The sequence below is a fragment of the Aquimarina discodermiae genome (genome assembly GCF_040786235.1).
GTDB lineage: Bacteria > Bacteroidota > Bacteroidia > Flavobacteriales > Flavobacteriaceae > Aquimarina.
Genome location: NZ_JBFMKP010000002.1, coordinates 207,630 through 227,723, shown reverse-complemented (window position 1 = coordinate 227,723; position 20,094 = coordinate 207,630). Strand labels below are relative to the sequence as shown.

The following is a 20,094-nucleotide window of genomic DNA, read 5'->3' as shown; positions in this document are numbered from 1 at the left end:
TATGAGGTTTATTTTTGATAAAGATACGTGGCAAGAAATTTATGGTTCTATAAGTAAGAATAAACTTAGAACTGTGATCACCGTTATTGGGGTACTTTGGGGGATTTTTGTTTATATAGCACTATCTGGAGCTGCCAAAGGGATGGATAATGGATTCGAAAAAGAGTTCAAAGATATTGCTCAGAATAGTATGTTTGTTTGGGCTCAAAGAACCAGTATTCCTCATGAAGGTTATAAAATAGGAAGAAGTATTCAATTAAAACTGGGAGATGCAGAAGCATTAGAAAATTTACACCCTGATATTCAATTTATTGCTCCTAGAAATGTAAAAGGTGTTTTTGGTGATGAACCAGTAAACGTAGTAAGAGAATTAAAAACAGGAAGCTATAAAGTATTTGGAGACTATCCTGTGATCGATAAAATTGCAAAAAAGAAAATATTTGATAAAGGTCGGTTTTTGAACGATTCTGATGTAGAAAAAGAGCGTAAGGTCTGTGTGATTGGAGAACGCGTGCGTAAAGAATTATTCGAAAAAGATGAGAATCCCGTTGGGCAGTTTATCAAATTAAGCAATATCTATTTTCAGATAGTAGGAGTATATAAGTTAGAGGGAGATGGTGGTTTTGAACAAGATGATTCTATCTTCATTCCTTTTTCAACTTTTAGAAGAACTTATAATATGGCTGATAATGTTTCGTGGTTTGCAATAGCTGCGTACGACGATGCCGATATTATTGCTCTAGAAGATAATATTAAAAGCTCTTTAAAAAGAATTCATCAGGTACATCCAGATGATGAAAGAGCTTTTGGTTCTTTTAATTTGGGAGAAGCTTTTGGTAAAATTATGGGATTCTCGAATGGTTTGAACTTTTTATCATTGATAGTTGGTATCGCTACTATCCTGGCAGGAGTAATTGCTATTGGTAATATTCTTCTGATATCAGTAAAAGAACGAACAAAAGAACTAGGAGTACGTCGGGCATTAGGTGCTACCCCATCAGAAGTAAGAGGGCAAATAATTTTGGAATCAGTTTTTTTAACAATTATTGCTGGGATTATAGGAATTATCTGTGGAGCAGGAGTACTCGCTATTATCAATGTAATGACGGCAAATCAAGATACATTTCCGTATACCAATCCAACAGTTCCCATTCCATTTGTTTTAGGAGCTTTAGGAATCATGGTAGTGCTGGGGACCTTAATTGGTTTAATTCCAGCTCAGAGAGCCGTAAGTATTAAACCAATTGACGCATTAAGAGAAGAATAACCAAGTAAACATAAATAGTAACAAATGAAAATTTTAAAATACCTTTTTATAGCTTTTCTAATTCTAGGAGGATTATTTGCAGCTGGATATTTTATAAAATCTAATAGTAAGTCTCCGGTAACTTATAAAACAGAAAAAGCATTTATTGCTTCTATCGAAGATAAAACGGTAGCTACAGGAAAAGTAGTTCCCGAAGAAGAAGTAGAAGTAAAACCCCAGGTTTCTGGAATAATTGAAAAAATTTATGTAGAAGAAGGAGACGATATAAAGACAGGAGATTTAATTGCCAAGGTAAAAGTGGTTCCTAATGAACAGTCTTTAAATAGCGCAAGAGGTCGTGTTCAAAATGCAAAAATAAGCCTTGCAAATGCAGAACAAGATTATGATCGTAACAAAGCTCTTTTTGATAAGGGAGTGATCTCTACCAAAGATTTTCAGGCGGTGAAACTAGCTTATGACCAAGGGCAACAAGAGGTTAAAAATGCCCTTAATGATTTACAAATTATTAGACAAGGTTCTACAGGAGGAGCACAGGCGATAACAAATATTAGAGCCTCTGTTTCGGGAACTGTTTTAGAGATACCAGTAGAAGAAGGAGATCAGGTAATACAAAGTAATAATTTTAATGATGGTACTACAGTAGCTACTATAGCAGATCTTAATAAAATGATCTTTGAAGGAAAGGTCGATGAATCTGAAGTAGGGAAACTTAAAGTAGGAATGCCATTAGCAGTTAGTCTGGGAGCAATACAAGGCAAAGAGTTTGACGCAAAGCTAAAATTTATAGCTCCAAAAGGAAATGAAGAGCAAGGAGCGGTACAGTTTAAAATTGAAGGAGATGTGTATTTGGATAAGGACTTTTTTGTAAGAGCAGGATATAGTGCAAATGCTTCTATAGTTTTAGAAAAAAAGGATAGTATTCTGGTAATTAAAGAAGCTTTGTTGCAATTTGATAAAGAAACTGAACAACCCTATGTAGAAATTAAAACCGGAGATCAAAAATTCGAAAAAAAGGATATTAAAATAGGATTGTCAGACGGTATTAACGTAGAAATTGTATCGGGTATAACAGAGCAAGATGAAATCAAGGTATGGAACAAGACAGAACCTGTGAAAAAGAAAAGTAAAGAAGAGGAAGAGGAGTAATTAATACGGTTATTATAAAGCAGATCACATTATATATTTGGGAGTATGAAATTAGTAAAGAAGGTAGAGAGTTTTTCCTCTTTAGAAAAAGAAGCTTTAAATTTTAGATTTATGAAAATAAGTTTTGTAGCTATTTTGGCATTGTTTTTTGGATTACCATTCGGGGTGCAGGCTCAAGAAAAGAAATGGACACTTAGAGAGTGTGTAACACATGCTCTGGAGAATAATATTTCTATAAAACAATCTGCATTAGACGTAGAAACTTCAGAAATAGATAGATTGGATGCAATAGGTAATTTTTTGCCAACTCTAAACGCATCTGCATCCAATTTTTGGAGCTCAGGTTTGTCAACAGACCCTATTACCAATGAAAACAAAACACAAACATTTAGAAGCTCTAATTATAGTGTAAGTGCTAATGTAACTTTATTTGGAGGGTTAAGAAATATAAAGCAATTTCAAAGGGCAAAATTAAATAGATTATTGAATCAATATAACTTAGGAAAATCTAAGGATGATATTGCATTATTTGTTACTAATAGTTACTTACAGGTATTGTTAAACAAAGAATCTCTAAAAGTAATAGAAAAGCAACACGAAATTACGTTAGAGCAATTACAAAGAACAAAAGATCTTGTAGATGCAGGAGTGTTGCCTCAAGGAGATCTTTTAGAAATTGAAGCAACCTCTGCCGATGAATTAACAAGAATTGTACAGGCAGAAAATGCTGTGCAAATAGCATTGATAGGGTTAGCGCAAAGGTTACTGATTAAGAATTATGAGAGCTTTGATATTGCAGAAAAAGATTATTTGGTTCCAGGATCAGAAATCCTTAATAGACCTATAGATCAGGTAATAGCAAAAGCAAGAGAATCTAGATACGAAGTGCAGATCGCAGAGCAGAATAAACTGATTGCCGAAAAAGATCTGGAGATCGCCAGAGGTGCTTATTATCCTACACTAAGTGGGGCTTTTAATTATAACACCAGAGAATCGGGAGCCAAAGGATTTACGCAAACGGTAGATCCCGATAATCCGGTTTTAACACAGAGTATCGGTAGTGTAGAAGCGACCGGGCAGAATGTTATTGGACAATTTCCTAATACACTGCTTGTCGAGCAGGATCCAGCTCCTTTTGTGGACCAGTTGTATACCAATGATGGAATTTCTTATGGGTTATCTTTGCAAGTTCCGATATTTAATGGATTTTCGGCCAGAAATGCTGTGAAAAGAAATAAGATAAATGTTAAGAGAACTGCTTTTCAGCTAGAGCAAACTGAATTGGACTTAGATAGTAATGTATATCAAGCTTATCTAGATGCCAGAGGAGCTGCAGAAGCATATGAAGCTTCTTTAGTTTCTGTAAAAGCACAAGAACGAGCTTATGAATACGCAAAAGATCGTTATGATGTTGGATTAACGAACGCCTTTGATTTTAGCCAATCAAAATTTAGATTAGAAGATGCACAGAGTAAAGAAGTACAAAATAAATTTGATTATATTTTTAAACTGAAGGTTTTAGAATTGTATTTCGGCTTAAAGATTGCCGATATTAAGTTGTAATATAATTATTTGTAATTCTATTTGATGGTGTAAAAAAGATTGTAATATAAAAGCTACCTTTGCGCAAATTTTAATACATGTCCTATATTCTTTGTATAGAAACGTCAACTACAAATTGTTCTGTTGCTTTAGTAAAAAATAAAGAAGTAATTGTTTTAAAAGAAGATTATAGTGCTTCCTATTCTCATGCAGAACGATTACATAATTTTATTGATACGGTGATTAGTGATGCAGCCATATCTTATAAAGATTTGGAAGCTATTTCTGTTAGTAAAGGGCCTGGATCTTATACAGGTTTAAGAATAGGAGTTTCTGCGGCCAAGGGGTTATGTTATGCATTGGGTATTCCTTTACTTTCTGTGCCAACTTTACAAGTGTTATCTCTACAAGTTTCAGATAAAAAAGATGTATATATTGTGCCGATGATTGATGCGAGAAGAATGGAAGTGTACGCCGCGGTTTTTTCGGATGCGGGAGAACAGGTTAGAGAAACAAAAGCAGAGATTTTAACTACCACGTCGTTTAAAGAGTTTCTAGATGAAAAAGAGGTATATTTTATAGGTAATGGGGTAGCAAAGTTTTCTGAAATATCTACTGAAAAAAACGCAGTTTTTATTTTAGATAAATTACCTTCTGCAAATGAAATGGCCTTGCCTTCATATACTAAATTTTTAAAAGAAGAGTTTGAGGATGTCGGGTATTTTGAACCATATTATTTAAAGGATTTTGTTGCAGGATAAAGTTTTTTTTGATAAAAAAAATATTTCAAATAATAAAATGCTTTCTGTATTTTACAGAAGGCATTTTCTATATGGTATAAAAAACTTAGTTTTTCTAATTTCTATTTAAGATGTTTCCTAAAAGACTTGCAGGAATCGAATCAGAGCTTTTTAGGGCATTATATCTCGCTACAAACCTAATAAGATCTTCTTCTTTACCAAAACGAATTTTCTCTTTCTTAAGGTACTTCTTTAGCTCAATTTCTTTGTCACTAAAAGTAGCAAGCACGTTCTTTTTGTTTTTAGGTAACTCAACAATCACACCAGCTTCCTCAAGATAATAGGTGGTGATTACCTTTAGGCTTCCTGGTTTTGGTGGCACACTACTAGCACTTATGGTAGATTTTTCCTGAGGATGATTAATTTCAAGAGTTAGTTTTTTATAAATGCTATATTTATGTGTTAGTTCTACTAAAATATAGTACCCGTTTCTAGGAGTGCCATATTGATCCTTAAAATTGCAATAGTAAAAATAACTGTCATTAATTCTGGCATGAACCGTAGTCTGTTTTCTAATTTCAAATGTTTCAGAATCAGAACTATGTTCTAAGGCATCATTATGAATATTGTATTTAAGTTTTGCCGTGTACGTTCCAGATTGTTCGTCTATTACACTAGACTCTTTATAGTTTATTTTAGAATAAATGGATCCTTTATAATCATCAAATTCTGTGACCTTAGTAACAGGCGCAAGTAAACTTTTTGGTAATTGAGCTAAAAGTGTAGACGATATAGTCAAGAATAAAATAAGTAAAAGTTTTTTCATATAGAAGCATTTAGATTAAAATAAGTTGAATAAAAACATGATGTTACGCAAACAATTTGAAAGTCAATTGAGATTACTGTGAATAATCTATTTTCTTGCAAAGAACGAAAAAAGTTCATTGTAAACAGGTGATTTTTATATGGTATATACATAAATTAATTACTGTTTTACTATGTATTTTATTCAGTGTAACAATGAAATTTTCTTTTTATTCTGATTTTAAGAGGAGTATGTGTAATGTTAACACTTTTGTATTGTTTCATCTTTTTGTTTGCTAAGTATTTTCTACGTAAATATTCTTTTTTTGGATGTTAATCTATAATTCCTCAAGGCTCAGCCTCGAGTGTCGCTTTTAGATATTCTTATCTTTGTTTATATGGAGTGATCATATCCATAAAAGTCATAATAAGAGTTTGCTATTATATCATTTCGTTTGTCCTATCAAGTATAGTAGAAAAGTATTACCAGAAAGTGTTTCAAAAACGTTTATGGATCTATGTTTAGAAATAGAAGAGCGTTATGAAATAAGTTTTGTCGAGATCGGTTTAGATCAGAATCATGTTCATTTTTTGATACAGAGTGTTCCTGTGGATTCTCCTAAAAAATAATAGGATCCTTAAAGAGTATTACCGCAAAAGAGATTTTTCGTCTTCACCCAGAAGTCAAGCGTTTACTTTGGGGTGGAAAATTTTGGACAAGTGGTTATTATGTTAATACGGTTGGTCAATATGCGAATGAAGAAGTTATAAAGAAATACCTTCAAAATCAAGGGGAATCAAAATACGAAAAACTACATCTAAATCAACTAAAATTATTTTGATACCCTGATAGCTCTGCCTCGGGGTAGTTCATTGGTAAAAAAATATGAATATTTCTCTTAGAACTATTGTAAAAAATACTATTCTATTATAAATTTATTGATGTTGCTTTTAATTAATTACTCTAAAAATATATTATAAAACCTCAAATCCCTTGATCAACGAATTTGAGGTTTTATAGTATGTTTTTATAAGAATCTATAAGTTTCCTGAGTTACTTAAAAGACTTTTTGAGGATAAAGAGTCAGAACTTTTAAGTGCGTTATATCTGGCGACCAAACGTATTAAATCTTCTTCTTTACCTAACCTAATTTTTTCTTTTTTGAGATATTTTTTTAACTCATCTTCTTTATCACTAAAAAGAGCAAGCATACTTTTTTTATTCTTAGGTAATTCCATGATTACTTGGTCTTCTTCTATGTAGTACTTAGTATTAATTTTTACAATACCAGGGACTTCTACAGATGTAGCGGTTCTTTCTTGAGGTTTGATTATTTTCGTAGTTAACCTTTTGTAGATACGATAACGATCTGTCAATTCTACTAATATATAATAACCATTTCTAGAAGTACCGTATCTATCTTCAAAATTACAGTAATATAAGTAACTGTCATCTATCCTTACGTGAGTGGTTACATTTTTTTTAATTTCATAAACTTGGCCCTTACTGTTGAATTCTATTGCATCAGTGTGTATATTATATTTAAGTTCGGCATCATATGTTCTTGATTTTTCATGGATAACGGTAGATTGCTCATAGTTATAGTTCATATAGATAGAACCTTTATAATTGGAAAAATCAGAAGTTTTACTAAGAGGTGTAATTAAACTTTTAGGTAATTGAGCAAACAATGTTGAAGATACAGAAATGTATAAAATTATAGTAAAAATTTTCATAAGCTTAAGGGTTGAATTATGATAAATTTACCGAAAGTTTGAATTGTTTGCAAATTCATTTGCTTTTTTGATTGTATTTTTGAGAATATTTCAATGATATTTTTTGTTTTATGAATTATTAGGATTAAAACAGATATTTTAACAAATTATCCACATACTTTTTTTACGTTAAAACCATAAAATTAATATTTTTTTTTGTGTATTTGTCTGAAATTTAATTGGTTGTGCGTGTTTTTTATTCTGTTTTTTTAACAGAATAAAATAAATCATACCATGTATATTATTGAAGAATAAATACTCTTGTTTTTTAATATAGTATGATTTTAGTTTGTAATCAATTTCACGGCTTCTGTTGTGTTTTCTACAGGGTATTTGCAAGTACTGTTTTGGCATACGTAGATAAGTGTTTTGTTAGAAACAAATCTATTTTTAATAAGAGGGGTGTCTGAGTCAAACTTACTGCCTGCAATAAGCATATTAGGAATATAGCGCTTATTAACTTCTTCTATCTTTGTGCGCATGTCGGGACCAACTACAACGAACTCATAAAAATCAAATGTAAAATTGAGCATGAGTTCTAACCAATTAGAATATCCAGAGGCATATTGTTCTATTTGCGGTTGAATAGTATGAAGCATGTTTTTGCTTATTTCTAGATAGCCTGAACGGTTAAAATAATGTGATAACAAGAACAGGTTTTTGGCCATAATAGAATTGGAAGCCGGAATTACATTGTCTTGATATTCCATGGTTCTGGTAATGAGGTCGGGATCCTGATCTGAAGTAAAATAAAATACGTTTTTATTTTTATCAAAAAAATGAAGTAAAGTATACTCTGTAAGTTGTTTTGAAATGTCTAACCATTGCTGGTCAAATGTATTTTGATACAATGCGATAAATGCCTCGGTAACTAATGCATAATCTTCTAGATATCCGTTAATTGTACTTTTACCATCTTTATAGTTGTGAAATAAAGAATAATCTTCTTTTAACTGTGTGTTTTTTATGAAGGTTGCATTTTTTATAGCAGCATTAAGAAATTTCTCATCTCCAAAGACTCGATAAGCATCTACGTACCCTTTTAGCATTAATGCATTCCATGATGTTAATGTTTTGTCATCTAACCTGGGTTTGGGTCTTTTATTTCGCTCGGTAAGTAGTATTTTTTTCCATTTCGTAATTTTTTCAGAAAGTTCTACAGCTCCTATCGAATGATCTATAGCAAACTCTTTGTTGCTTTTATTTTTTATTAGCACATAATTTCCTTTTTCCCATAAACCAAAAGAGTTTATGTTGTAGTATTCTTTAAACAAATCATAATCATTTGCCAGTATTTTTTTTAACTCTTCTTTAGTCCATATATAAAATGCACCTTCTTCTAATTCACCTTGAGGTGTTTTGCTATCAGCATCTAATGAAGAATAGAAAGCTCCTTCTTTATTAGTAAGTTCTGTAGTAACAAAATTAAGGGTTTCATAGACTACTTCTTTATACCAAGTGTCTCCCGTAGCCAAATATGCATCGGCATATAAACTAACCAATTGCGCATTGTCATATAGCATTTTTTCGAAGTGAGGGACATGCCATTTTCCATCGGTAGCATATCTGGAGAATCCTCCTCCTATATGATCATAGACCCCTCCAAACGAAATTTTTGTTAAGGTGGTTTTTACAAAATCAAGTAATTCTTTGTCATTGTTTTGGTGCGCATATCTTAGTAAGAAATTATAATTGCTTGGCATCATAAACTTTGGGACTCTGGTAGTCCCTCCTTTTTGATGGTCAAAGTGTTTACTCCATTGTTTAACAGCACTGTCTATAAAGTCCAGGTTAAAATTGATTGCATTAGTGTTTTTTTCAATTAAATCAACTTCTTTTATCCCCAGAGCTAATTTATCGGCATATTCAACAAGTTTTTCAGGTTGATTTTTATATAAATCTGAAATTTGGTTTAAAGCTTCTATCCAATCTCCTTTAGGAAAATAAGTTCCTCCCCAAACTGGTCTCCCGTCGGGTAAGGTAACCGTATTAAGAGGCCAACCACCACTACCTGTCATTAATTGTACAGCACTCATATATACTTGATCGATATCTGGCCTTTCTTCGCGATCAACTTTAATATTGATGTAATTTGCATTCATTATTTCTGCAACCTTAGGGTCTTCAAAACTTTCGTGCTCCATTACATGACACCAATGGCATGCCGCGTACCCTATACTTACAATAATAAGTTTATTTTCCTTTTTTGCTTGATCTAAAGCTTTTTGTCCCCAGGGTCTCCAATTTACAGGATTATGCGCATGTTGTAATAAATATGGACTGGTTTCATGAATCAAGTCGTTGGTATAAGAGTGTTTCATTGATGATTTGTTTTGACTGGTACAAGAGACAGTTATAATAATAATGATAAGAAGCCAGGAATAGTTCACAGTAATTGTTTTAAAAAAATCTTCTAAAAATATAAAAAGCATTCTGTAATGACCAGAATGCTTCTCAAAAAAAAAACTAGATTTTTTTATTTGATCTCAAAAGAGATTTTAAGGTTTACTCTAAACTCTGTTACTTCATTATCCTTTATTGCAACACTTTGATCAGCTACCCATGCAGAACGAATATTTTTTACCGTTTTTCCCGCATGCTTTATTGCTTGTTTGGTTGCATCCTCCCAGCTTTTTTCAGAATTTGCCAGTACTTCAATAACTTTAATAATTGCCATTTTTGTTAGATTTTAAGTTAAAATTTAAAGAATATCTCTAAGATACGGCTTATGTTGCTTCTTTTTTGAAAAAGCAATCAATATTTTAACAAAATCCTCGATATGAGTGCTGTTTTTTCGTTGTACTACCCATTAATGGCTTCTACATGTGCAACTTTATCTTTAAGCATTTCTTTTAGCATGTTCTCGATTCCGTTTTTTAAAGTAAACGAAGATGAAGGACATCCGCTGCAAGCTCCTTGTAATATTACTTTTACAACCTTGCTTTTAGGATCATAAGAATCGAATAGTATATTTCCTCCATCACTTGCTACGGCAGGTTTGATATATTCTTCAATAATATTAACAATATTCTTAGAAACGTCATCAAGCTTTTCAAAATCAGTATCAGCTTGTTTTTCTACATCACTTTTTGCAATGGTAGCATTTTCAGATAGTACTTCTTTACCCATTTCTAAGTAACCGCGAAGAAACTCTCGTACCTCTTGTGTGACATCATTCCAATCTGCCATGTCATATTTACTTATAGAAATATAATTCTCATCAATATATACTTCTTTAACAAATGGAAAATGAAATAATTCCTGAGCCAAAGGAGCATGCGTCGCATCGTCTATATTTTTAAATTCATGTCCAGAGGTAACCAGTTTTTTATTAGCTACAAACTTAAGTACTGCGGGATTGGGAGTACTCTCGGCATAAATAGTAACCGGAACTTTCTTTTTGGCATCAGTTTCAGTTGCGTTTACGACAGGTTTTCCAGTGGATAAGTAGTTTTGGATTTGTACCGCTACTTCTTCCTGAACATCAGACCATTCTACAATGTCATATTTATCTATGGCAATAAAATTCTGAGCAACAAAAACTCTTTTTACAAAAGGTAAATAAAATAATTGTTGTACAAGAGGTGCATTTTTTGCTTGATCTATATTCTCAAACTCATAACTGGTATGTTGTGTTAAAAAGTAATTTGCTTCAAATTTAACAATACCTGGGTTAGAAGTTGTTTCTATTTTTACTTCAAAATTCTTTTCCATGTGCTTATTTTGAGCAAATTTACAAAAAAGCAATACGATATTGATCCTACGATATAGGATACTGATACTTTTTAACTATTTCGCTTTAAAATGTATAAGCTGTGAGGGTTCTTATAAAAATTTATATCTTTGCTGCACTATTTAGCAATAGTATAACATAAAAAAGTAAGGTTTGTAAATGTATGCTGCTTGAATAGTTTAGATTCACTAAATTCTATGCGCCCCATAATTAATAGAAATCAAATGAACTTGAAAACATATTACGTAACATTGTTATTGGTAATTTCTCAATTTGTATCTTCTCAAGAAGGAATACCTATATATGCAGATTACCTTTCTGATAATTTATACTTAGTACACCCTGCAATGGCGGGAGCATCTAATGCTAATAAAATAAGATTAACTGCCAGAAAACAATGGTTTGATGTCGATAATGCACCTAATCTGCAAACTTTTAATATAAACTTTAGGGCTGGAGAAAAATCTGGTCTGGGAGGTATTATTTATAAGGATGAAAACGGTAGGTTTGAACAAACAGGTTTTTATGTAACCTATGCATACCATTTATTATTTTCTAGGGATAGAACAGATCTAAATATGTTGTCTTTTGGTATGAGCGGTGGTTTTGTACAATCTAATGTGGATCTTAGAGGGTTGGATGACCCTTCTGATCCTGATCCTGTTATTTTAGATAGAGTTCAGAAAGATGCTTATTATAATATAGACGTTGGGATGTCATATCATTTTCTAGAATGGTATGTTCATTTTACAGCCAAAAATATCTTACCTGTCAATCGTGATATTTTTACTAATAATACTCCTATACAAGAGTCTAATAACTTACGTAGATATGTATTTTCTGTTGGGCGATTATTTGGTATAGGTAGTACCAGATGGAGTTTAGAACCTTCTATTTTGTATCAAGCTACAGATGAGACAAAAGAACGTTCTATAGATGGTAACTTAAAAGTGTATAGAGATGTTGGTTTCGGGTCAGTTTGGGGAGGTATATCATACAGACGTAGTTTAGATGGAGCAGAGTTTTCTCAAAACGGTACTGAAATCGAAAGTCAACAATTGCAATATATAACTCCTTTTTTAGGAGTTAATTACAAGAAATGGATGGTAGGGTATACATTTAGCTACCAATCCAATTCTGTAGTATTAAGTGACGGTGGTTTTCATCAACTTACGTTAGGATATGATTTTGGAAAACGTAAAGAAAGATGGGATTGTAATTGTCCAGCTGTAAATTCAAAATAGAAGCCATTTATTTATAATTTGGGATATTGTGCCCTAAGATAAGATCACGGTGTATGGTTGATATACCATCGATCATAATGGGCTTCTTTATCCCAGAACCACCTCTGTTTTTTAATTTTGCTATTTTTTCTTTGGTGAGGATAGGGTCATCCGAAAAAACAAAATCATCCAGATAATATTCTGTTTTGTTTGGTTCTTTGACCGTAATATGGATGTGTTCGGGTGCATTTCGCCCGGGATATGCTCCTGGCCTAAAAGTATAAAATGTATATTGACCATTTTTTTCTGTTTTTACCCATCCACGAATATAACCATGTCTTTTTGCCCATCCTTTCTCATTTCCTTTGGTAGGATAAATTCCAGCTTGATTAGTGTGATAAATATATAAGATAACATCTTTTGCAGGTGTTTTTTTGTCTTTGTGATATACCGTACCTGTAATTTTGAGTTGTTGTCGACTGTTTTCGAATAATGGTAATGTATCGATAGGAGACAATGGTGTATTGCCGTATTCTAATAATGCCTCACAACCATCACAGATTCCTCCTAGTACTTTATTTGATTGTGACGAACTAACTATGGTTATCATGAATATAGTTAGTATTAGTAAAGGGTTTTGTGTGTTTTTAATTTTCATACGTTAATTGTTTTTTAATAATTTAGGATAAAAGTAATCCTGCGACAATTGGTGTGAAAATTAAATAGTCTAACCCGATGACTTTATTAAGTGACCTGATGACTTAACTCAAAATGTTTTTTGAAATTCTTAGCATAGGTTCTGCTTAACCTTGTTTTGGTACCATTTGTTAATAGAAGATCATAATCTCCATTTAACCTCGATTTAAAAGAAACTACTTTGTGAAGATTAACAATTGTTGATTTATGAATACGAATAAAACTTTTGTCATCTAATTTAGCAGCGATAGATTTTAAACTCTCAGAATGTAAATGCTTTTTAGTCGCTACATGAATATTGATATAAGGCGTGGTTGCTGTTATCTGGAGAATATCAGCTATTTTAATAATAGTATTATTAGTTCTATTAGTAACGATGATAAATTGATCATGATTTTTTTTATTTGTGGTTAACAAACTTGCTTTGAAGCCTAACCAATATTTATAACCTATTATAAAAGTACAGTAATATAGAATGAGGATAAATAAATCATTGGCAAGCGTATAACTTAATATTTTATAGAGGCCATACCTGCTATCATAAAATAAAAGGGATAAGCAACAAAAAACAATAGCCAGAACGAAAATATGAATTGTAATAGCAATGACAATACATAAAAATACGCTGGTTAACGTAGCTAAGTTTTGTTTGTTTAGAACTTTATATAGTACTATCGATATAGGAATAAATACTACCCATATTGTTTTAAATAAAATAGATTCGCTAAAATAGAAAGAACCATTTCTTCTGACTGCATCCAAAAAATCCTGAAAAACAGTTATTCCTATTATAGAAACAATTATAAATCCAATCATGCCAATTACACGAATTGTATGGATTGGATTACTATAAGAACCGTTATTTTGAAATAACCTAAACACGATATTTTAACTGGTTAAAAGATTATTTATAATATGCGGCACGTGTTATCTATATTGCATATTTTTAGTTGTTTGCAAAGTTAGTATTTGTTTTTTACTTCTTTGATTTAATGTTGTTTTAAAACAGTTCAATGCCTTATGAATTTTGGTATTTCATTAGTGATAACATTTAGTAAGAGGTTTTTAGATCTGTTTTTTGCCGATCATATTACTTGCGATAACCAAGCTTTCGAGTTGTTTTTTCTCCTACAAAATGCTGAAGTTGTTGGTTGTAAGAGGTAATGATTAAATTGAAAAGAAAATCAAAAAAGAGTTGATATGAAGATGAATCTCCTTTTTTTACTTCGAATTCTTCTTCGCTATTAGCGTATTTAACAAAATACTTATTTTCCTCATTTTTTCTAAACATTAAGTGAATCAATATTAACTCTTCTGGTAAGGTTTCTGGTGCTTTGCAAACGGTTAAACCAACTCCAAAATGCCAATAAAGATCTTGTTCTAGTGAAATCGCATGAATTAACGCATCGGGCACAAGCTCGAAACCTTTTTGTTCACTTATTTTAAAAAGAGAAAATTGACTTTCTGGGATATTATAATATGCTTTTAATTCTCGAACAATTTCTATAGAAAATAAATGACAATCCTTTTTATACTCTTCAAAATTATTTTGAGCATTATCATAAGCAGCACATAGTTGATGAAATTTTGTGATTTCCATAAGACAAGGTTAGTAGTTTATATGTTACTTGGACGCAGAAGATGTATATAGCTTACTTGTGTTACTTTAATTTGTTAAAAAACATGGTTACTTCATTAATGAAAAGAATAATTTCGGATATTATTTGTTCTTTTAATGAGTGTAAATTACTAAAATCTGGATGTTGAGCCAGAGTTCCTTCTATAATAGAATAACGTCCAACAATTGTTGAGGGAATAGAATAAGTATTCCAATCATTTTTTTTAAACACTTCCCAATACTTTTTTTGAATCTTTTTGTTTTGCGCGGCTAACCATATTTCAAAATTGAATGTTTCATGGTTAAACAAAATAATTGTTTTTAATTGATTGCCTTTTAATAACTTGTTGGTAAAGGAGAAATATGTAATATCCATATACCCCTGATGAGTAGTAGCTGATAATTTATACTGTGGACAAGTATGCTGTAAATCGTTTTTAAGATTTACCATAAATTCCATTAGCCCTCGATATGCATATTTAATATCGCCTTTTTGTAATTGTGTTTTATATTCGTGTATATATTCATTAAGTGTTTTTTTCATTTTTGTAATCTATATCAAAGTGTTTAATTAGGGAGTGTATTACCAGCAAATAAAAAACTCTTACATGATGTAAAAGATACTTAATTTTTGATATTAAAAACTTAATGTTTTGTTACAAAAACTACCTGGAAATAAAGTTTCCAGGTAGTTTTTTGACTACTCCCAGTTAAATGACTTTTTTTCTCCTTGTTTTTTAATTGCTTTTACCAAAGCCGCTTCTAGATTACCGCCTTCTTTTTTACTACTATTCTTAATAAATGCAATTCTTTTTTTGTTTAATTCTTGTATTTTTTGCTGAATTTTTTTGCGATCAGAACTTTTTTTGGCAACGTATTGCTTGAGTTCTTTTTTAGATTTTCCTTTAAGCTCTTTAGGTAATTGTTCTTTTGCTACTTCTTCAATTTCAAAAGATTCATCTTCTGCCGCATCGATCAAATCCCAGCTTTTGTTTTTATAAAAACCCGAACTTTTACTAATTGTTCTACTTACAGCATTCGCAGCTCCATATGAACTCGCATTTTTGTCTTGTTCTGCTTGTAAGCTTCTTTTTTGAGCACCATGATGTCCATAGTAAATATATGTGTCATTTAGTTGATTATTAAGTTGAAGTATGATATCATCGTATGGAGTAACAATATGTACCGTTTCTCGGTTGTGATCTATAGCACTATATTCTCCATTCGTGATATCTGCACCATGTTTCCATTTTGTTTGAATACCTTGTTGAAAATTACCACAGAAAATTGTGTTGATGGTGATGTCTTTTTCCATAGCATCTGTTGCTGCATCTTTATAATCAACCGGCCCCTGACTAAAAGGCTCATTTCCTGCAATAAATATTAGTTTTAAATGATCGTTATTCTTTTTCCATCCAAGTTGATTAATAGATGTATTAATGACCTTACCACAATATTCATTTCCACCATTTGTGGTAAGTGCAAAAAGTTGTTTTGATATTTCATCTAGATCATCGGAAAAGGGAAGGACTTGTCTTATAAACCCTTCTTGTGATGGTAAACCATCGTTACCATACTCATACAATGCAATTTCTAGTTTGATAGCATAATGCCCACATTTGGCATAAGAAAGCTCATTAACAATTTCCCAAAGTTGTGCTTTGGCTTGATCAATTAACCCATCCATACTATTACTAGTATCGAGAAGTAGGGCTACCTGTATGTTTCGGGTATCAGGATCAGTTTTGGTGGTATATAATAAATGACTTTGCTTTTTAGTAAGGTTTAATTCTGTATTAGAGGTATTGTTTGCATTACATGAGATGGTGATCAACAAACAAGCAATACCAAGTTTTAATAATGTTTTCATAATCTTTCCTTTTTTATTTGCCATAAAACTAGCCCCAACTTTCTTTGTGCCCAAGCATGAGTTAGGGATAAAATGATATAAATGAGTAAACGTATCTTTTGAATTAGGGAACTCTATTTTTGAAGAGTAAAAGAGGGTAATTTGAGAGGGAACTTGTCTTTCTCCAATTTTATTATCCCGTATAAATGCTTAAGTTTACTTCGCTATATAGAGATAAAATGAAAAAGATAGGTTTATTATTGGTGTTAATTTGCATGCTCCCCTTGGTAGGTTTTGCTCAAGAGGGAGCGAGGAGAGCAGCACCACAACCATTATTGATTAAAGGATCCGTAAAAGAAAAGAGTACTCAAAAAGCAATTAAGAATGTAGAGATTACTGTACCAGGATTGAGTACAACTACCTCTAATATATTTGGTGATTTTAAAATAAAAGCGAGAGTGGGCGATGAGCTGATTATTACTCACGATAGTTTTAAAACGATTTACTATACGATCAAAGATGGACAAAGGATCGATATTTTGGTTGAAGATCATCCCAATGAATCTAATAGACGATCTAGTTCGAATAGGAAAAATGAAGATACCTATAAAGAATATCTACAAGAGGCAAAAGGTGCGTTAAGGAAAGATGCTGCGACCGGAATAGAGTATATTACCAAGGCTTTAGAAACAGTAAGAGATGACGATCGATCGTCTGATAAAAAGAAGGCAGAACTTTTTGAAACGTTGGCAGATATCTATAAGCATTGGAAACAGCCAGACCTGGCAGAAAGTAATTACCTAACCAGTCTTAAACATCAATATAGCACCGCTGTAAAAATTAAACTGGGAGAAGTGCAATTAGAGAGTAAAAAATATGACGAGGCACTTAATACTTTTTCGCGATTATTAAAATCCAGGTTAAATAACAACCAAAGAGTAGCTGTATATATAGGGTTGGGAGATAGTAACAAAGGGTTAAATAAATATTCTGAAGCAATTTTGAATTATAACAAAGCACTTTCTATAAGTCAGAGAAAAGGATTAGATGATGAAGTGATTTTACTAAATTCGAAATTAGCGGTGATATTACAACAAGAAGGTAAGGTGACGGATGCAGAAGGGTATTTGGATAATTCGGTACAACTTGCCAAGAGAAAAGATAAAAAAACGTCGGCAAGACAAAATACGGTAGCTGCAGATTTTTATAATAAGAGTAATAGTTACGATAAAGAAATACAATTAAGGAAAGAAGCTCTTGAAGATATAGAAGAGATGGAGCAAGAAAGTAATGTAACCCCAGCCTCTGTTGATGATAATATTTTAAGCGCTCAGGTTCAGAATTATAAAATTGCCAAAGCATTTGCTGCTCAGGATGAATATGACGAAGCAATACCTTATTTAAAAGAGAGTATTAAAGAAGCTGCTTCAAAGAATGACTTGATAGTACAAAAGGATGCTACACGAAAACTTGGAGAATTATATAGAGAGAAAGGCGAGCTGAAAAAAGCTTCTGAGACTTTTAAAGCTTATGAAGTAATTATCGATAGGTTATACGTTCAAAAAGAACAAGAGATTTCTCAAGCAGAAAGGTTTAGAAGAGAATTGGCCCAAAGAGCAAACCGTATCACGACATTAGAAAAGGATAGAGAGTTAAATGAAGCTCGATACGAATTGGCGTTTGCATCTCAGAAATTGGCAGACCAACAAAGCCTGCGTCAACAAATAGTTATATATTTTTTGATAGGGTTGACAGTTCTATTGCTTTTTGCAGCATATTTAATGTTCAGAAACATGAAGCAACAACGATATGCAAACAATATTCTGGCATTAAAATCATTGCGCTCACAAATGAATCCTCATTTCATTTTTAATGCTTTAAATTCTGTAAATACTTTTATAGCGACTAGTGATGAAAGAACTGCAAACAGATATCTAACAGATTTTTCTTTGTTAATGAGAGCAGTTTTAGAAAATAGTGAAGAAGATTTTATTCCGTTAGATAAAGAAATAGAATTATTAAGGTTATATGTACAATTAGAGCATTTTAGATTTAAAGATAAATTTGATTTTACGATTGATGTAGATGAAGCTATTAATATAGATGAGTATGTAATTCCTCCTATGTTATTACAACCCTATGTAGAAAATGCTGTTTGGCATGGGCTACGTTATAAAACAGAAAAGGGGCTGTTGACTATAAGTTTTAAAAAGAAAACAAATGATAGCTTAGAAATTATCATTCAGGATGATGGCATTGGACGCAAGAAGTCTAAAGATCTGAAAACCCTTAATCAGAAAGCGCAAAAATCAAAGGGTATGGGAAATATTCAAAAAAGAATAGCAATACTTAACAGAATGTACAAAGATAAGGTAGATGTTTTGGTGTCTGATCTTACTAATGATACAGAGGGAACACAAGTAAAATTAACTCTTAAAAAAGACTAATGAATATAACGGCAATAATTGTAGATGACGAAAAGAATAATAGAGATATATTAAGTAATTATGTGGGCAAATACTGTCCATCTGTTACAATTCTGGGAGAAGCTGCCAGTGTTCAGGAAACTATGGATTTGTTGCAAACTCATACGCCAGATATGTTGTTTCTAGATGTTGAAATGCCTTATGGAAATGCCTTTGACCTGTTAGAAAAGGTTCCAGATCGTACTTTTGAAATTGTTTTCGTTACTGCATACGATCATTATGCCGTTGATGCATTAAATGCACAAGCCACTTATTATTTGTTAAAGCCAATTGCCATTGATAATCTCATCAAAGCGGTCGAACATGTAACACATATAAAACAACGAGAAGCTGTATTGCAAGACACTATTTTACAGCCGAAAATAACCGCTGCAGAAGGTAAAATTACGATTCCGAAGCAAGATGGTTTTGAGGTGTTGCAAATCGCCGATATTTTATATTGTGAAGCAGACGATAACTATACCAAAATCTTTCTTGATAAAGGGCAAAAGTTAGTAAGTAAGACACTTAAGTATTTTGAAGAATCTTTGCAGTCTCATGGTTTTGTCAGAATCCATAAAAGTTATTTGGTGAATGTTAGCAAAATAACCCGTTATAGAAAAGGGAAGGGTGGGAGTATAGTCCTTTCTTCTGGTAAAGAGTTGGCTGTCTCCTCTTCTAAAAAAGGAACCTTGTTGGATTACTTTAAATAAAAAAATGTTACTCTAAATAAACCATTGTTTTTTGTTTGGTAAGTAAAGGAGCATCTTCAAATAAAATTTTTATTTGATTGTCCCAATCTCTAACAATTTCGAAATAACTAGAATTTACAACAGACATAATTTTGCCACAATCATCACAAACGTGTTTATCGTACTCTAAGAAGTAGTGAGCAAACTCATGAAAAGCCACTACTTTAAGAATCTCTTGGTCTAACATAGCTACCCAACTAATAATAATATTTTCTATTTCGTTGTTTTTGTTACGGGTAACCATACCTAGTGTAGAAGCTTTGGGACTTACATGAAGTGTGTCTACAATATCTATTGTTTTGAGCTTAAAAAGCTTGTCGTGGTAGTCTATTTTATATTTTTTACAGTATTCAAAAAATTGATCGAGATGAGGTTTTAGTCTTCCATCGATCTGAACTCTGTTTTGAGCAGTTATTGATGTGGTAAAAAGAAAGGCAATTAGTACATAAAGACAACTTTTCATGATGATCGTTTTAGGGGTAA

18 protein-coding genes and 1 pseudogene are annotated in these 20,094 nt (G+C 32.0%); 8 read left to right on the top strand and 11 right to left on the bottom strand.

From position 1 onward, the window contains the following. The first annotated feature begins 1 nt into the window (after window position 1). From ABW636_RS01875 to tsaB, 4 genes are all read left to right on the top strand, one after another. A complete protein-coding gene (locus tag ABW636_RS01875; protein ID WP_367588252.1) occupies window positions 2-1,267 on the top strand; it encodes an ABC transporter permease in 1,266 nt (421 codons plus the stop codon). A 24-nt stretch (window positions 1,268-1,291) separates the two neighbouring features. Next, the gene (locus tag ABW636_RS01870; protein ID WP_367588251.1) at window positions 1,292-2,413 is read left to right on the top strand and encodes an efflux RND transporter periplasmic adaptor subunit; all 1,122 of its coding nucleotides are present in this window, start codon (window positions 1,292-1,294) and stop codon (window positions 2,411-2,413) included. Window positions 2,414-2,458: 45 nt separating this feature from the next. Next, complete coding sequence (locus ABW636_RS01865) at window positions 2,459-3,976, top strand: TolC family protein (RefSeq protein WP_367588250.1); 1,518 nt, start codon at window positions 2,459-2,461, stop codon at window positions 3,974-3,976. Between the two features lie 77 nt (window positions 3,977-4,053). Further along, window positions 4,054-4,716: a tRNA (adenosine(37)-N6)-threonylcarbamoyltransferase complex dimerization subunit type 1 TsaB gene (tsaB, locus tag ABW636_RS01860; RefSeq protein WP_367588249.1), complete on the top strand. Its 663-nt coding sequence runs from the start codon at window positions 4,054-4,056 to the stop codon at window positions 4,714-4,716. 94 nt (window positions 4,717-4,810) lie between these two features. On the opposite strand, the gene ABW636_RS01855 is transcribed toward tsaB, so the two are convergent. Next, a complete protein-coding gene (locus ABW636_RS01855) occupies window positions 4,811-5,521 on the bottom strand; it encodes a hypothetical protein (protein ID WP_367588248.1) in 711 nt (236 codons plus the stop codon). Between the two features lie 374 nt (window positions 5,522-5,895). On the opposite strand from ABW636_RS01855, the pseudogene tnpA reads away from it, so the two are divergent. Beyond that, window positions 5,896-6,341, top strand: a pseudogene (gene tnpA, locus ABW636_RS01850) (IS200/IS605 family transposase). 196 nt (window positions 6,342-6,537) lie between these two features. On the opposite strand, the gene ABW636_RS01845 reads toward tnpA, so the two are convergent. The 4 genes from ABW636_RS01845 to ABW636_RS01830 all read right to left on the bottom strand — a co-directional run bounded on the left by ABW636_RS01845 (window position 6,538) and on the right by ABW636_RS01830 (window position 10,989). Then, a complete protein-coding gene (locus ABW636_RS01845; protein ID WP_367588247.1) occupies window positions 6,538-7,236 on the bottom strand; it encodes a hypothetical protein in 699 nt (232 codons plus the stop codon). A gap of 323 nt (window positions 7,237-7,559) precedes the next feature. After that, window positions 7,560-9,596, bottom strand: coding sequence for a thioredoxin domain-containing protein (locus tag ABW636_RS01840; RefSeq protein WP_367588246.1), 2,037 nt, complete (start codon window positions 9,594-9,596; stop codon window positions 7,560-7,562). Window positions 9,597-9,751: 155 nt separating this feature from the next. Then, entirely contained in the window at window positions 9,752-9,952 is a 201-nt protein-coding gene (locus ABW636_RS01835; protein WP_367588245.1) for a dodecin family protein, read from the bottom strand. 125 nt (window positions 9,953-10,077) lie between these two features. Beyond that, window positions 10,078-10,989 (bottom strand): NifU family protein, encoded by a 912-nt coding sequence (locus ABW636_RS01830; protein ID WP_367588244.1) that lies wholly within the window; start codon window positions 10,987-10,989, stop codon window positions 10,078-10,080. 243 nt (window positions 10,990-11,232) lie between these two features. Between ABW636_RS01830 and ABW636_RS01825 the strand changes: the two genes are divergently transcribed. Further along, window positions 11,233-12,252, top strand: coding sequence for a PorP/SprF family type IX secretion system membrane protein (locus ABW636_RS01825; RefSeq protein WP_367588243.1), 1,020 nt, complete (start codon window positions 11,233-11,235; stop codon window positions 12,250-12,252). 7 nt (window positions 12,253-12,259) lie between these two features. On the opposite strand, the gene ABW636_RS01820 is transcribed toward ABW636_RS01825, so the two are convergent. The 5 genes from ABW636_RS01820 to ABW636_RS01800 form a co-directional block, all read right to left on the bottom strand. Continuing rightward, window positions 12,260-12,889, bottom strand: coding sequence for an intradiol ring-cleavage dioxygenase (locus ABW636_RS01820; protein ID WP_367588242.1), 630 nt, complete (start codon window positions 12,887-12,889; stop codon window positions 12,260-12,262). A gap of 86 nt (window positions 12,890-12,975) precedes the next feature. Then, a complete protein-coding gene (locus tag ABW636_RS01815) occupies window positions 12,976-13,743 on the bottom strand; it encodes a LytTR family DNA-binding domain-containing protein (protein ID WP_367588241.1) in 768 nt (255 codons plus the stop codon). A 274-nt stretch (window positions 13,744-14,017) separates the two neighbouring features. Continuing rightward, window positions 14,018-14,527 (bottom strand): hypothetical protein, encoded by a 510-nt coding sequence (locus ABW636_RS01810; protein WP_367588240.1) that lies wholly within the window; start codon window positions 14,525-14,527, stop codon window positions 14,018-14,020. Between the two features lie 61 nt (window positions 14,528-14,588). Then, window positions 14,589-15,089 carry a DUF7000 family protein gene (locus tag ABW636_RS01805; protein WP_367588239.1) on the bottom strand — a complete coding sequence of 167 codons (501 nt, stop codon included), beginning with the start codon at window positions 15,087-15,089 and terminating at the stop codon, window positions 14,589-14,591. A 156-nt stretch (window positions 15,090-15,245) separates the two neighbouring features. Then, window positions 15,246-16,415, bottom strand: coding sequence for a vWA domain-containing protein (locus tag ABW636_RS01800; protein WP_367588238.1), 1,170 nt, complete (start codon window positions 16,413-16,415; stop codon window positions 15,246-15,248). 218 nt (window positions 16,416-16,633) lie between these two features. On the opposite strand from ABW636_RS01800, the gene ABW636_RS01795 reads away from it, so the two are divergent. Both ABW636_RS01795 and ABW636_RS01790 read left to right on the top strand, forming a co-directional pair. Next, entirely contained in the window at window positions 16,634-18,841 is a 2,208-nt protein-coding gene (locus ABW636_RS01795) for a histidine kinase (RefSeq protein ID WP_367588237.1), read from the top strand. Continuing rightward, on the top strand, window positions 18,841-19,572 hold the full coding sequence (locus ABW636_RS01790; protein ID WP_367588236.1) for a LytR/AlgR family response regulator transcription factor: 732 nt from the start codon (window positions 18,841-18,843) through the stop codon (window positions 19,570-19,572). The genes ABW636_RS01795 and ABW636_RS01790 overlap by 1 nt, the downstream gene beginning before the upstream one ends. A 7-nt stretch (window positions 19,573-19,579) precedes the next feature. On the opposite strand, the gene ABW636_RS01785 is transcribed toward ABW636_RS01790, so the two are convergent. Beyond that, window positions 19,580-20,074: a hypothetical protein gene (locus ABW636_RS01785; protein WP_367588235.1), complete on the bottom strand. Its 495-nt coding sequence runs from the start codon at window positions 20,072-20,074 to the stop codon at window positions 19,580-19,582. Window positions 20,075-20,094 lie beyond the last annotated feature (20 nt).